The organism is Sorangium sp. So ce381 (assembly GCF_051473845.1).
Taxonomy (GTDB): Bacteria; Myxococcota_A; Polyangia; order Polyangiales; family Polyangiaceae; genus Sorangium; species Sorangium atrum.
In genome coordinates, this window is record NZ_CP150336.1 from 11302437 (window position 1) to 11316595 (window position 14159).

General features: G+C 72.0%; 11 protein-coding genes. 5 read left to right on the plus strand and 6 right to left on the minus strand.

The genetic code is table 11. From position 1 onward, the window contains the following. Positions 1-9: 9 nt before the first annotated feature. The gene (locus WMF29_RS42435) at positions 10-1833 is read left to right on the plus strand and encodes a hypothetical protein (protein WP_437325745.1); all 1824 of its coding nucleotides are present in this window, start codon (positions 10-12) and stop codon (positions 1831-1833) included. A gap of 79 nt (positions 1834-1912) precedes the next feature. On the opposite strand, the gene WMF29_RS42440 is transcribed toward WMF29_RS42435, so the two are convergent. The 4 genes from WMF29_RS42440 to WMF29_RS42455 all read right to left on the minus strand — a co-directional run bounded on the left by WMF29_RS42440 (position 1913) and on the right by WMF29_RS42455 (position 5609). After that, a complete protein-coding gene (locus WMF29_RS42440) occupies positions 1913-2632 on the minus strand; it encodes a hypothetical protein (RefSeq protein WP_272102091.1) in 720 nt (239 codons plus the stop codon). A gap of 108 nt (positions 2633-2740) precedes the next feature. Beyond that, positions 2741-3721, minus strand: coding sequence for a hypothetical protein (locus WMF29_RS42445; RefSeq protein ID WP_437325746.1), 981 nt, complete (start codon positions 3719-3721; stop codon positions 2741-2743). Between the two features lie 19 nt (positions 3722-3740). Beyond that, complete coding sequence (locus tag WMF29_RS42450) at positions 3741-4847, minus strand: M50 family metallopeptidase (protein WP_437325747.1); 1107 nt, start codon at positions 4845-4847, stop codon at positions 3741-3743. 195 nt (positions 4848-5042) lie between these two features. Beyond that, positions 5043-5609, minus strand: a complete 567-nt coding sequence (locus WMF29_RS42455; protein ID WP_272102088.1) for a hypothetical protein — start codon at positions 5607-5609, stop codon at positions 5043-5045. Positions 5610-5865: 256 nt separating this feature from the next. Here WMF29_RS42455 and WMF29_RS42460 point away from each other — a divergent pair, with 256 nt between their 5' ends. The 4 genes from WMF29_RS42460 to WMF29_RS42475 all read left to right on the plus strand — a co-directional run bounded on the left by WMF29_RS42460 (position 5866) and on the right by WMF29_RS42475 (position 11351). Then, complete coding sequence (locus WMF29_RS42460) at positions 5866-7686, plus strand: right-handed parallel beta-helix repeat-containing protein (RefSeq protein WP_437325748.1); 1821 nt, start codon at positions 5866-5868, stop codon at positions 7684-7686. 329 nt (positions 7687-8015) lie between these two features. Then, on the plus strand, positions 8016-8696 hold the full coding sequence (locus WMF29_RS42465) for a hypothetical protein (protein ID WP_437325749.1): 681 nt from the start codon (positions 8016-8018) through the stop codon (positions 8694-8696). 448 nt (positions 8697-9144) lie between these two features. Further along, positions 9145-10029: an SUMF1/EgtB/PvdO family nonheme iron enzyme gene (locus tag WMF29_RS42470; protein ID WP_437325750.1), complete on the plus strand. Its 885-nt coding sequence runs from the start codon at positions 9145-9147 to the stop codon at positions 10027-10029. Between the two features lie 284 nt (positions 10030-10313). Next, positions 10314-11351 carry a M28 family peptidase gene (locus WMF29_RS42475; RefSeq protein WP_437325751.1) on the plus strand — a complete coding sequence of 346 codons (1038 nt, stop codon included), beginning with the start codon at positions 10314-10316 and terminating at the stop codon, positions 11349-11351. Between the two features lie 21 nt (positions 11352-11372). Here the strand turns inward: WMF29_RS42475 and WMF29_RS42480 are convergent, their stop codons facing one another. Both WMF29_RS42480 and WMF29_RS42485 read right to left on the minus strand, forming a co-directional pair. After that, positions 11373-12317, minus strand: coding sequence for an NAD(P)-binding domain-containing protein (locus tag WMF29_RS42480; RefSeq protein WP_437325752.1), 945 nt, complete (start codon positions 12315-12317; stop codon positions 11373-11375). Next, positions 12314-14095: a 1-acyl-sn-glycerol-3-phosphate acyltransferase gene (locus tag WMF29_RS42485; protein ID WP_437325753.1), complete on the minus strand. Its 1782-nt coding sequence runs from the start codon at positions 14093-14095 to the stop codon at positions 12314-12316. Before WMF29_RS42485 ends, WMF29_RS42480 begins: the two co-directional genes overlap by 4 nt. Positions 14096-14159: the final 64 nt, after the last annotated feature.

Sequence of the window (14159 nt, forward strand, 5' to 3'; positions counted from 1 at the left end):
GAGATCGTCGTGGAGGCTCAGGCCCCGACGCCCACCCCGGCCCGCACAGGCACGGCCGCGCCCGCACAGGGAGCGATCAGCTCCAAACGCAGGCCGCGCGAACCGATCCTCGACCCCTGGTCCGAGGACGCGGAGCCAGCCGCGCCGCCGCGGCCTCCCCAGGAGATCATCACGTCGAACGGCGACACGTACCTCGTCGCCCGCAGGCATCCCTCGACGCCACAGCCGGGCGACGAAGAGGAAGACGAGGTCATCACCTCGGCAGCGCCGCTCGATCTGACGCTCAAGCGGAAGCCGATCTCCGCGCGACCTCCGGCGCCCCCGACGCCCGCGGCGGCGCGCACCCGCCCGGCGGCGCCCACCGGAAACGAACCCCCAGGACACCTCGGGGCCTCGGCCGACAGCGTTCCCGCAAAGGGCACCGCAAATTCCGCGAGCGACGGCGCAAAGCTCGAGCCCCCTGCGAGCACAGACGCGTCGCCCGCGGAGTCGACGATCGAGGGGACGGTCGTCATCGAGCTCTCCGACAGCGACCTCGAAGCGCCGATGTCATCCCGGCTCGCCAGCCTTCCGCCTCCGCCACAGGCAGCGGAGCCGGAGGACGACCTGCAGACGACCGCCACCCCGTCCCGCACCGAGCCCGCGTCCAGCAGCGCCGAGGTCCAGGCGCCGCGCCCGCGCGCGCTCGATGAAGCCTCGGGCGAGCCCGCGCCGGAACCCGTGGAAGAGCTGCTCGACGACGCGGACCTCGCGCTCGACGAGGAGCCCCCGGCCCAGGCGCCCACCGCCGCGCCGCGGCCTGCGTCCGCCGCCGACGCCCGCGCGCCGGCCTCGGTCGACGCCCTCCCCGATCTCGCCGAGGCGCCGCTCATCGATGTGCCCGCGGTCGAGCGGCGGCGGTCGGCCGCAGGCGAGAGCGCCGACCTCGCCGCGATGGCGCTCGACGCGCCGCCCAGCGCGCCGCCGGAGACGGAGGCGATCGCGGCCCTCGACCTCGCCCCGGAGCTCGCGTCGGATCTGCCGCGGCCCGGCGCGGCCAGCGCCGCGCCAGCCGCCGCCGGGGCCCTCACCGGCCGCGACCTGGAGCAGATCGAGGCGTTCGCGGACCTGCCCGAGGAGATGCACGACGAGCTCGCGCTCGCAGCGCGCGTGGAAGACCTCTCGTCCGACGAGGAGCTCGCCGTCGACGGGGCGGCGCTGGTCCTGCGCGGGGACGCCGCCGTGTGCGCGAACATCGTCGATATCCCCGCCGAGCGCGCCGCGACGAGGACGCTCGTGCCGTCCCGAGGGACGCTCGAGGAAGGCGTCCCGCTGCGCGTCGTCGCCGGTGCGGACGGCGCGCGGGTGGCGATCTGGGACCAGGCGACCATCGATCACGCGCTCCGCAGCTGCCCGTGGGTGCTCGACGAGCTGCGCACCGTCGCAGACCGGATCCAGTCGCTCGCAGGCGCCACGATGGGGCCGCTGGGCGAGCTCGAAGACACGCTGCTGCGCCGCGTCCTCGGCCGGCTCCGGCTGCGCGGCCTGGCGCCCGGCGAGCCCTTCATCCATGCCGGTAACCCCATCCCCGGGCTCGTGATCATCGGCGCCGGCGCGCTGGAGCTGGTCGCGGAGCGATCGCAGGCGATCGCCGGCACAGCGAGGCCCGGCGAGCTCCTGTTCGCCTCGGAGCTGCTCGGAGGCCAGCCGGCGCCGTCGATCGCTCGCGCTGCAGGGGGCGGCGCGCTCGTGCTCATCGCCGACCACCCCACGCTGCGCGAGCTGTTCGAGAGCACGCCCGAGCTGCTCTCCATCCTGGCGCAGTCCGTCTCGATGAACGCTCAGCGCGGCTGAGGCGGCGCGCGGAGCGAAAGCCGCGCGGGGCTCGGCTGGCTCCGCGCGTCGGCGAGCGCTGGCGGGATGGCGCGCGGCGCTAGAGCTGGCCGCCCTTCGGCCGCGGCGGCCGCGCCGCCCCCTGCTCCAGCTCGGCGGGATCGATGGGCTCCGCTTCCTCGTTGATCTGCCAGACGAGCTCGCTGTTGCCCTGCGCTCCGGCGAAGCGGAGCCCGAACCACCTCGCGCTCGGCGAGATCGTCGGCTTGCCGTCCGCGGTCGCGCGCGGGAAGCGGATGCGGAACGCCTGGCGCCACACCGTGTTGTACGGGAAGTAGGTCCGCTCGAGCGCGTTCGGCTTGGCGATCGCGACGATCTCCTCGGGCGCCGTCTCGTTCCCGGTGTCGTCGATCAGCCGCACGATCCACGCGCTGTTCGGCGTCGAGAGGTCGTTGTATTTGCGCTCGCCCCCGAAGATCGCGACGAAGAACTGATGGCGCTGGCGCGTCTCCTCGAGCGTCTTCTCGAGCAGCTTCTGCCGCTGCTCGATCGTGAGCCGGTAGTCCTGCGCGTAGCGGACCACGTAGGCCCAGCGGAAGTCCCACGACTCGAACGTCGCGGTGGCGGTGAGGAAGTTGTCGAGCTCGGAGAGCGCGAACAGGTGCTCCGTGCGCGTCCAGCTGCGCAGCACGTTCTCGTAGTCCGTCGCGACGTACTCGCGGGGCCCCTCGTTCAGGCTCACGAGCTGGGTCGAGCAGCCGGCCGAGCCGAGGAGCGCCGCGAGAACCAGACCGCGCCGGAGCCATGCTGCGTTGACCACGCGGCCAGGGTACCGAGCGCCCGCGCTGGATGCACGCACACTCGAAGCCGAGCCCGCGCCTTCGGCGCCGTCGGCCAGAGGCGCGCCCGGCGAGCGCGCCCTCCGCGCTCACGGGGGCGCCCGTGGAGCGCCCGTCGGGAAGGTGAACCCGACGCTGAAGCGCGCGGCGTAGTACGAGGCGACGTCGCCGCGCAGCGGGGTCGTGACCGGCAAGAGCACGCTCAGCGCCGGCTGCACGTTCGACAGGATGAAGCGGACGCTCGGCGAGACCGCGAACGTCGCGCGCCGGTCGTCCGGCAGGTCCTGCGTCAGCTGGTAGACCTCCCACAGCTCCAGCCCCACCCCGACAGGCCGCGCGAGCCGGTAGCCGAAGTAGAACGCCGTGTGCGCCGAGATGTCGGTGCGGCGCTCCCCGGACCGCAGGCCGCGCACGACCAGCGACCAGTCGAGGCCTTGCCTGAGCTGGAAGATGAACGGCCCGGTGATGTGGCGCATGTCGAACCAGGGGCGGAACGTGAGCGTGAGCTCCCGGAAGCGCGTCTCGTCCCACGGCCGCACCACGCGCGCCGTCCGGAGCACCTCGGCCTGGTCGCGCGAGACGTCGCGCGGGACCGGGAGCACGAGGCCGAAGCCTCCGCCGGAGGCGAGCCCGCGCACGCTCGACCAGACGCCGCGCCCGTACAGCTCGGGGCTCCCGAGCAGGATCGACCGCTCGACCCCCGGGACGCTCGCCGCGGCGCTGTCATGCACCGCGCCGACGAACCACTTGCGCGGGACGAGCGGCACCTCCATCTCGCCGTGCGAGTACCAGGCGAAGGCGAGCTTGCCGCCCGCCCGGCTCGCCGCGTCCGGCTCGATCACGGCCGCCGTGTACTCGAAGGTGAAGGTCGGATCGCGCAGCGTGAGCCCGGGGAGCGTCGGAGGCGCGGGGACGTCGAAGACGGCCTCGTCTTCCTCGTCGGACCACGCGCCCGGGCCGGGCGACGCGGCCTCCGCTGCGCCCGCCACGGAGAGCAGGCCGAGCCACGCCGCCGCGCGGGCGAGGCGCCTGAGCGACGCCGGGACCCGCGCGAGCGGCCTCGATGCCACGTGGTGCGCTGGCTCGACGCTACTTCGACCCGAGGCCGAAGTCGTTCGCCGTGACGTAGAGCATCAGCCCGATCAGCATGAACACGCCGACCAGATGGATATGCGCCTCGATGCGGGCGTTCGGCCGGCGCCGCGTGGCGGCCTCGTAGAACAGGAACATCAGCCGGCCGCCGTCCAGCGCCGGGAACGGGATCAGGTTGAAGGCGCCGAGGTAGGCCGAGAGCAGACCGAGGAACTCGAGCCCCTCGGCCCACCCGCGCTTGGCCGCGTGCGCGGTCTCCTCGATCATCCGCTTCGGACCGCCGAGCTCGCCGTCGACCTTGCCCGTGAGGTACTGGCCCAGACCGACGACCAGGCTCTGCACGACCTTCGGCGGCTTCGTCACGGCGAGGACCGCCGCCTCCTTGGCGGTCACCGGCGCCGACTGGACCGGCCCGATGGCCATCACGCCGATCTTGCCCGCGCCGCCCTCGTTCGCCGGCGTGACCTTGGCCTGGACGCGCTCGCCAGCGCGCTCCACGACGACGTCGAGCGGCCGGCCCGGGCTACGGGAGATGATCTCGGCCATCTTTTCCCAGTCCTGGACCGGGGTTCCATCGATCTCGACGATGCGGTCGCCGTCCTTGAGGTTGGCCGCCGCGGCCGGCATGCCGGCGACCACGCCGATGTCGGTCAAGCGGTAGGGCTTGCCGCCCGTCATCAGGCTCGCGAAGAAGAGCACCGACGCGAACAGGTAATTGGCGAGCGGACCGGCGAAGATCGCGGCGATCCGGCCCATCAGGCTCGCGTTCGCGTAGCTGCCCTTGTCCTCGGGATCGACCTCCTCGAGGGGGTTCATCCCCGCGATCTGGACGTACGCCAGGAAGGGGATCATGGCGACCTGGAACACGGTGGGGCCGTGCTTCACCGGGTCGTGGCGGAAGAGCCGCACGCGGACCTTGTCCGCGGCGGTCGTGAACCAGTAGTACCCGTCCTTCGGGACAACCTTGAAGAAGGTGGGGCCGAAGCCGATCGAGAACTTCAAGACGCGCATGCCGTAAGCGCGCGCGGCGAGGAAGTGCCCTCCCTCGTGGACCACCATCAGCAGGGCGAGACCGAGGATGCCTACGAAATACCAGCCGACCATCTCCGGCTAGTCTAACCAGGGCGGGCCCCTTCCGCACGCGCCCGATGTCCGCGCCGTACGCCCGCCCCGGCGAGATGCCGCCCGCGGCGGAGGCCGCGCGCTCCCACCGGCCCTGGTGTGCCGGGAGAGCGCGACAGCAGGGCAGCGCCCGGGGCGGCTCAGCCCGCCAGAGGGCCAGAGCCAACGGGGTGCGGCTCAGCCGACGAAGAACGAGACGCCGACGCTGAAGAAGGGATACCCGATCCGCATCGTGAGCGACATGCTGTCGTTGAAGTGGTAGCGGCCGCCGACCATGCCGACGAAGTCGAACCACACGTCGCGGTAAAATCCGTCGGTCCGGAGGGTAGCGCCGAGATCGGCGAACGCGCTCCACTGATCGTTGAAGAAGAAGTTCCACTGCATGGTGACCGGGCTCCAGATGGTGAAGTCGCGGCGGCAGTACCTGCAGTCGGTGAAATCCAGCCCGAACGAGATGGCGACAGTGTTGTTGAGCTTCGGGATGAACGCGGGATCGGCGAGCTCGATGCTCGCCCTAAAGCCGAGGCCGAACTCGGGGTCGCCGAAGTCGTTGTAGCGCCCGGGCCCGTACCGCCGCAGGCCGTAGTCGCGGTGCAAGAAGACGAGGTCTCCGTGCGGCTCGAGCTCGGCGAAGTAGCGGGGGTGATCGTTCGGATTCTTGATGTTCGCCTGCGCTTCGGGCGCGAGCGTGAGGAGGGTGGCGCCGGCAAGAGCGACGCTCACGAGCGAGGGCAGCGCTTTCATGAGCTCTTCGTACCAAAGGAAGGGCAGCGACGGAAGCAAACGGGCACGTGTCGGCCGCATGACGGCCGCCGCTGGAAGGTGATGTCGCACCTCGCTCGGCGCGGTGCGCGCGGCGCGGGCCGAGCGCGCGCGGGCCCTGGCCGAGGCGCGCCCTCGTCTGGCTGAAGCGCGCGCTTTGGGGTAAGCCGGGGTAGCCAGGGCCGAGCGCCGCACGCGCGGCGCGCCTCGGAGGGGCGGCCTTCCCCGGAGCGTCGAGATGAGAGGATCGACAAGCGTCATCCAGCTGGCCCGTGGCTTCGCGCGCATCGGCGGCGGGCTCGTCGCGGTCGCCGTGCTCGCGTGCAGCGGGACGATCCAGGTCGCGGGGCCGCCGTCCGAGGAGGCGGCGCCCCCGCCGGCGCAGGCGAAGAAGCCGCCCGCGCCGGCGAAGGCCCCCGAGGCGCCAGAGCCGCCCGCGCCCGCGGCGGTCGAGCCGTTCGTGATCACGCGGGACTCCGAGGAGTGGGTGCGCCAGACGATGAAAGTGCAGGCGCGGTACGAGCGCGTCCTCGTCGTCGGCGCGCCGGCCCCCGCCGCGATCCGCGTGGCCGCGCTCGATCTGAACGCGCGGGGCGCTGCGGCCGAGCCAGGTGAGCTCCCTGTCACGCGCGCGTTCGCCACGCTCCAGGAGGCGGCGGACGCGGCGCGCGGCGGCGATCTCATCGCCGTGTTGCCCGGGACGTACGCGGGGTTCTCGATTGGCGACAAGCCGAGCGCCGGTCAGGAGCGGTACATCCATTTCAAGGCGATGGGGAGCCCGGGCGAGGTCGTGATCGACCGGGGGTGCGCCGCCGACCCGAACTGGATGATTTACCTGAAGGCAGCGCACCACGTCGTGATCGAGGGCTTCCGCCTCGCTGGCAGCAGCGCGCCTGGCAGGCAGAGCGCGGCTGAGCCGAAGGCGGGGATCATGATCGACGGCGCCTTCGGCGAGACCAGCAGGCTCGCGCACCACATCGCCATCGTCGGCAACTTCGCCCATCACCATCGAATGTGGGGGGTTCACTCCACCGACAGCCACACGGTCCTCCTGCAGGACAACCTGTTCGCGTTCTCGGCGGGCGAGCACGGCGCCTACATATCCGACGGATCGGACAACTACGTGGTTCGTCGCAACGTGTTCTTCGGCAACAGCGCGAGCGGGCTCCAGGCGAACCTCGATCCGGAGGCCTCGCTCGACGCGGTGCTGGAGCACCCGTCGTTCCGGGATCATGCGCCCAGGGAGCCGACCCGCGCCTGGGCCGCGGAGCTGATGAAGCGCGCGACGGAGCGGTTCGGCGAGCACGGGTTCCCGGATGGCCGCGGCGTGAACTTCATCATCGAGCAGAACGTCATCAACGGCAACGGGCGCAGCGGCGGCGGGGCGATCAACCTCGCGGGGGTGTCGGACTCGGTCATCCAGAACAACCTCATCTATGGCAACCTCGCCAGCGGGATCGCGCAGTGGGACAACGCGAACCCGTTCGACCGCGCCTATGTGGAGCCCGGCCCGCGCGCTCCGGAGCAGGTGACCGGGCCTGACGCGCTGCCGCTCTGGGGCTGCCGCAACAACCTGATCCGCAACAACACCGTGGTGATGAGCGCGAGGGGCCGGCCCGCGCTCCAGTGCGGCAATGGGAGCTGGGGTTGCCGCCTGCGGAACAACATCCTCGTGAGCGACGCCTCGCCGTCGATCGAGGTGCTGAGCACGAGCATCTACCGGTTCGACGCCGGCCACAACGTGGTGACCCAGGTGAGCTACGGCGGCATGCCGGAGGGGCTGAAGCGCCTCGCGGCCGCGCTTCCGGAGACGAGGGCAATCACGGGCATCACGCGCGCGCGGTTCGCGACGGAGGTGGTGCGCGCGAGCGAGGAGCCGTGGGTGATCCTCGACGGGGGCTGGTGGAAGCGCAACCCGAACCGCCCGGATTTCAGGCCGAAGCGGTCGTCGAAGATGCTGATCGGGCAGGGCGATGCGCGCGAGGTGCCGGCGCGGGATCTGCTCGGCGTGGAGCGCAGCGGCGCGGAGCTCGGGGCCCTGTCGCCGGGGCCGGGCTGAGGGGAGGCGGCGGCGCAGGTGTCGGGACCGCCGGCCGCGGCAGCCGGGGCAATGGCGAGCTGGCGGTGCACGGCTTCGAGGCTGGTGGGAGGCCGGCGTCGGCGAGCGCCGCGAAGCCGCGGCTCTGCCAGACGCCCTCGGACACGGCCACGACGAGTATGCCCGGGCGCGCAGAGAGGCCAACGAACGCTGCAATGGTGGCGACGCCCGCGCGAGCGGGGGCGCTTGCGAGCGAAAAATGTTGCCGGGGGTGAGAAACAGGCGAACGATCGCGCCGCGTTGGGGCAATGACGTGGAGAATGGCCGCGGCGTGCCCAAGGAGAGTGGCGATGCGCAGCAAGACTTCTTCTTTGGTTATCGTGTTCAGTATCGCGGCGTTCGCGGCGTGCTCCGGCGAAACGACGGAGAACCCCGGCGGGGGCAGCGGGAGCGGCGGCGGGGGGACGACGAGCACTACGACGTCGAGCACCACGACGACGACCACAGGCTCGGCCACGAGCTCGACCACAGCCGCGTCGACGACGGCGGCATCGAGCGGTTCGGGCGGAGGCGCGGGACAGACCGAGTGCGAGGAGGCGTGCGCGAAGGTCGAGGAATGCAGCGATCTCAGCTGCGAATCCCTGTCCATCAACTGCTCTGAGCCGGGCTACGAGTGCGCTTCACAGTGCATCCTCGACACAGCATGCGAAGATCTGAACATCACGAACACCGACCTGCTGGTCTGCTTCAGCGACTGCGACGCCGGCGCTGGGGGCGGAAACGCTGACGCTGCAGCTTGCCGGTCCTGCGCCATCGCGAACAGCTGTCTGACCCTCTGCGCGCTCAGCGACACATGCCAGAGCTGGCTTGAGTGCGCTCAGGGGTGCTTTCAGAACGACCCGCAACCCAGCTGCTTCGACGCGTGCGACACGAAGTTCCCTGGCGCCGAGCGTCAGTTTGACGCCGTATATAGCTGTGCGTGCACGAACTGCGATGAGAGCTGCAACACGGTCGCGGCTCCGTGCAACTGAGCAGTCCGCGTCGAGGCTGGACGACGGCTCCCCGCGCGTGAGCGCTTTCCTTCACCTCCTGGATCTCGCCTCAGATCGAAGGGCAGACGGCGGATAGCCTCCAGCCAGCACGCCGGCCGCGTGTACACTCCCCCTCGTGCCGACCGCACCGCCCCGCGATCCCCTCCGGGCTCCCCTATCGAACACCCCCACACTCTCCCGACGCTGTGTGTCGCGCCACACGGCGCCAGGCTGGCTCGGTGCTGTAATGTGGTTCACAGCGTGTTCTGCGCCAAGCGGTGGTGGCTCAGCGAGCAAGTCGGACGCCCCAGGCGAGACCGGCGCAGTCCGCGCAACTGACACGGCCCAGGCAGGGGCTCCCGCTGCGCGTGCGCCCGGCGGAAGCGCGGACGCTGGCGCTGCCCTCCCGGACATCGCCAGCGCCGCGCCCATGTCCATCGCCGCTTCCGTGCCCGTTGCAGACGACGCGGGCGCCGCCCTCGCCGCGCCACATCCGCTCGGCTCGGCCAGCGCCGGTCCTCCCGCCCTCGCCCCACAGCCGCCCTTCCATGCCGCGCCGGCCCCCGGCCCCTGCCCTGCCGACATGGCCCTCGTCAACGGCTTCTGCATCGATCGCTACGAGGCGCACCTGGTCACCGATGCCGGCGGGGAGCTCGCCGTCCACCCGCACTTCAAGCGCCCCGAGCCGGGCGTCCGGTACCTCGCGCGCAGCGCGGCCGGCGTCTTTCCGCAGGCGTACATCAGCCGCGTCGAGGCCAAGGCCGCCTGCGTCGCCGCCGGCAAGCGCCTCTGCACGCGGCGGGAATGGCTGCGCGCCTGCCGCGGCAACGGCGCCCACCGCTACCCCTACGGCCCGCGCGGCGAGCGCGGGCGGTGCAATACAGGCAAACCCCACCTCCTGCGGGAGGTCTTCGGCGAGCACCCGCCGGGCGGGTGGAGCTACGAGCGGCACTTCAACAGCCCCGACCTCGACCAGAAGCCAGGCTTCCTGGCGAGGAGCGGCGAACACACCGGCTGCGCCAGCGAGCTCGGCGTCCACGACATGATCGGGAACCTGCACGAGTGGGTCGGCGACATGGTCGATGGCGAGCTCGTGATCCGGATGAGCACCGAAGGCGTCGAGCGCCGCGACCAGCCCTGGCACGAGGGCAACGGCGTGTTCATGGGCGGCTTCTTCAGCACGACGAGCGAGCTCGGCCCCGGCTGCTACTTCACCACCATCGCCCACGAGCCGACCTATCACGACTACTCCACCGGATTCCGCTGCTGCGACAGCGTCGACCCGCCGGCCGCCCCGGGAGCGACCGACGCGAGCCAGCGAGACGGCGGCTGACAGCGCGGCCGGCCGCGACGCTCGGCTCGGCGCCGAGGTCCCCGGTGCCTGCAGGCATCGGAGCCTGCAGGCACCGGCGAGCTCGCCCGCGGCGCGATCTCGTCGCCCGCGGCGCGATCTCAGCGACGCTGCGCCCAGGGACGGCTCCGGCGTGGTCATCGCGGGCGGCCGTCTCTCATCGCGAGCGGCCGCCTCTCATCGCGCGCAGCCGTCTCGAAGGATCGCCCGTCGATTCCTGCCCGCGCCAGGAACAGAGCACCTCCGCCAGATGTCCTGCCGTCTCGATGACCACGAGCGCAGCGACGCCCCTGGATGACGCTCGTACGATCACAGCGCTTCGCCCCCGCTACGGCCGGTGGGCCGCGGCCGCCGCGGTGCTGCTCCTCTCCAGCTTCGCGGCGATCGGAGCCATCGTCAGCCAGCCCCTCGTGGCGGCGCTCCCGCCGCCCGCCCCGGCGCTCTCCGCTGACCCCGCTCGCATGGAGCGCGACGTCCGGATGCTCGTGGAGACGTTCCGCCCCCGGGGCTACCGGCAAATCGAGCAGCTGGACCGCGCCGCGGCGTACCTCCGCGACGAGCTCAGCGCCGCCGGAGGACGCGTGACCGAGCAGCTCTACGATGTCGAGGGACACACGTACCGCAACGTGCTCGCCCGGTTCGGCCCGGACTCGTCGGCGCGCGTCGTGGTCGGCGCCCACTACGACGCGGCGAACGACTTGCCCGGCGCCGACGACAACGCGAGCGGCGTGGCAGGGCTGCTCGAGCTGGGGCGGATGCTCGGCCGGGCGTCCCTCCGAGGCGACGTCGAGCTCGTGGCGTTCACGCTGGAGGAGCCGCCCTATTTCCGGTCCGAGCACATGGGAAGCGCCCATCATGCGGATGCGATGCAAGCAGCAGGCGTGAAGGTCCGGGCGATGATCAGCCTGGAGATGATCGGGTATTTCACCGACGAGGAGGGCAGTCAGGCGTTCCCGCTGGCGCCGCTCTCCATGCTCTATCCCACGAAGGGGAACTTCGTGGCCGTGGTCGGCAACCTGAAAGGGCTCTCGCTCGTTCGCACCATCAAGGGGGCGATGCGCGGCGCGACCGATCTGCCCGCCTATTCCCTGAGCGCTCCGGGGCTCGTTGAGGGCGTGGACTGGTCCGACCACCGGAGCTACTGGGAAGCGGGTTATCCAGCGGTCATGATCACGGACACGGCGTTCCTGCGTAACCGGCGTTACCACACCGACAAGGACACGCCGGATACGCTCGACTACGCGCGCGCTGCGAAGGTCGTCACCGGCGTGGCCCAGGCCGTCCTCGCGCTCGCGAACGAGTGAGCGAGCGCCGGTCGCCGAGCCTCACGCCGCGAACATCCGATCGAGCACCGCCCTCGGCGCGCCGCCCTTCAGGATCGTCTCGAGCGCCTCGAACACCCCCGCATCCACCCTCCGCGCCTTCGCGAACGCCACGACGCGCGGGATCAGCGGGATCGCCTCCACCCGCAGCCTGGCCTCCGCGACCGCCTCGTCGAGCGTCCTGCCGCGCGCGAGCGCCTTGCCGAGCACCACCTCGGGGCGGCCCTCGAGCCGGATCGAGGCGAGCAGGTCGCCGTAGCCGCCGAGCCCCAGCATCGTCCGCTCCTCCGCGCCCGCCGCGGCGGCGATGCGGGCCGCGCTGTCGACAGCCCTCGAGATGAGCGCGGCGAGCAACCCCGGCCCCGCGCCCGCCTGCTCGGCGAAGCCGACGCCGATGGCGAGGCAGCCGACGAGCGCCGACGCCCACTCCAGCCCCTGGAGATCCGGCGTCGTGTAGACGCGGAGCGCCTCCGACTGGAACGCCGCTGTCACCGCGGCGTGGACCTCCGGGAAGCGCGAGCCGCACACCATCGCCGAGGGGCGGCCCTCCCGGAGCTCGTCCTCCTGCACCGGGCCGCCCAGCGCGCCCACCCGGCGCGCCGGAGTCTCCTCGCGCACCAGGTCCGAGACGGTCTTCAGCGCCTCGCCCTCGAGGCCGCGCACGCCGTGGATCACGAGGTGCGAGCCGTCCATGTGATCGCCGAGCGCGCGCAGCGCCGTCCGGGCCGCGTTCGACGGCACCGCGATCACGAGCAGCCGCGCCCGGGCGACCTCCGCGTGGTCGCGCACGACCCGCGGGCCGCCTTTGAGCTGCGGCTGCTCGCGGCGGGAGTACAGGAGGACCTCCGCGCCCGTGCGGCTGGCCGCGAGCGCAAGCGCCACGCCCCAGAAACCGCCGCCGATGACCCCCACCGACGGCGCCGGAAGCGCGCTCCCCGAGGCGCTCACTGGCCACCCCCGGCGCCGTTCATCGAGCCCACGTGCGCGTCCGCCTCGCCCGCGCGAGACGAAGCAGACGAGGCCGACGAGGCCGAGCCCCGCGGCTCCTCCAGGGGCGGCGGCGACGAGGCGGGCTCGAGCGGCGGGAGCGGCGGCTGGACCTGCAGGCCGGAAGGGACGCCGGGCGGGGCGATGACGTCCCACGCCACGCCGTGGGCGGCGAGGCGGTTCTGGTAGTAGAAGAGCAGGTTGGTGTCGCAGAGCGCGATGCCTTCGGGCCGCGAGTCGAGCACCGGCGACGAGTGGTAGCCCGCGAAGGCGCGCATCGCGCGCTCGACGATGTCCCCGCCCGAGCCGAGCCGGACGTCCTCCCCCAGCACGATGCACCCCCGCTGCTCGAGCGCGCGCAGCCGATCGCAGAGGGCCACGACGTCGGCCGCGAGGTCGTCGCGCGGCACCGTGATCACGTCGCGCTGCCGGAGCACCGTGAAGAGATCCGCGGCGGGCGCCTGGCTGCGGAGCCGGGCGAAGCTCGCCGACGCGACGACGTGCGTCGCCATCACGACCGTGTCGCGCGCGTACGCCCGGCAGATCTCCTCGCCGAGCTCGCGCGCGTACTGGGCGTCGCGCGCCGCGTCGATGACCGCCTTGCCGGCCTGATCCCTCACGTAGCTCGCCGGATCGACCTCGCGACCGCGCGCGTCGAACGAGCGGCCGAGCTCGTCGACCCGGTTGCCGAACGGATCGAGCGGCTCGGAGAAGCGGATGACCACCGCGGCGTTCATCGCGAGGAGCTTGCGCAGGAACGAGGCGATCCGGCCGATGCGGCTCGACTCGTCGTCCTCGATGATGAAGCGGCCCTTGCCGGCCTCGGAGAGGAAATCGGCGATCAGCGTCTCGGCCTCGAGCGTGATGAGGTAGTTGATCGTGGCCGGGACGAAGAAGACGCGGCGCTCGTGGCCGCTCTGCAGCGTCCGCGTGTAGGCCTCGAACGCGCTGCCGACCAGGCCCAGCTTGAGCTTCCGCTCCACGCCGCCCGAGCGAGACCGCGTGCCCCCCGGGAAGAACAGCGAGTGGTAGCCGCGCTCCAGGAGCACGCCCGAGTACGTCTTCAGCACGTCCTTGTAGAGGTTGTGCCGGATGCGCCGGTCGACGCGGTAGGCGCCGAGGTTGTGCATGAAGAACGAGAGGACCGGGTTCGTGAACAGGTTCTTGCCGGCGCCGTACGTGGCGGGCGGCAGGCCGGCGCGCTCGAGGGCATAGCCGAACACGATCGAGTCCATGTTCGACAGGTGGGTCGGGACGTAGACGGCCGTGCCGCGCTGCACGAGCGAGCGGAGCTTCGCGAGCGGGCCCTCGACGAGCACCCGGTCCGCCAGGAGCTCGAGGCTGACGAGCTTGAGCGGGTCGCGGACCACCGTCATGAGCTTGCGCGGCGCGAGCAGGGCGCTGACGACCGGCGGCAGGAGCCGCGACGACAGCTGGTAGACACGCCGGTCGAAGTTCCCCGCGATGTCCCACGCGTACTCCTCCGAGAGCTCCCGCAGGCGGCGGCGGCGCTCGCCGTCGTGCATGCGGCCGAGCGAGCGGGCGAGCCGCTGCCACTCGGCGAGCTCGCGGACGTCCTGCGGCTTCCGGGACCCCTCGAGCCGCTTCGCCTCCTGATACGCCGCCTCGTTCATGGCGAGCAGCGGATCCCTCGTGGCGCCGACGACCCGGTCGACCACGGTGCGCACGATCTCGTCGCGCGCGTCGTTGAACCCGAAGATGGGAGCGCGGGAGTCCATGGGCCTAGTCGTATAGAAATCGGACGGCGGGCGCGAGCGGAATACGGCCGCGCGCGACGTCGAA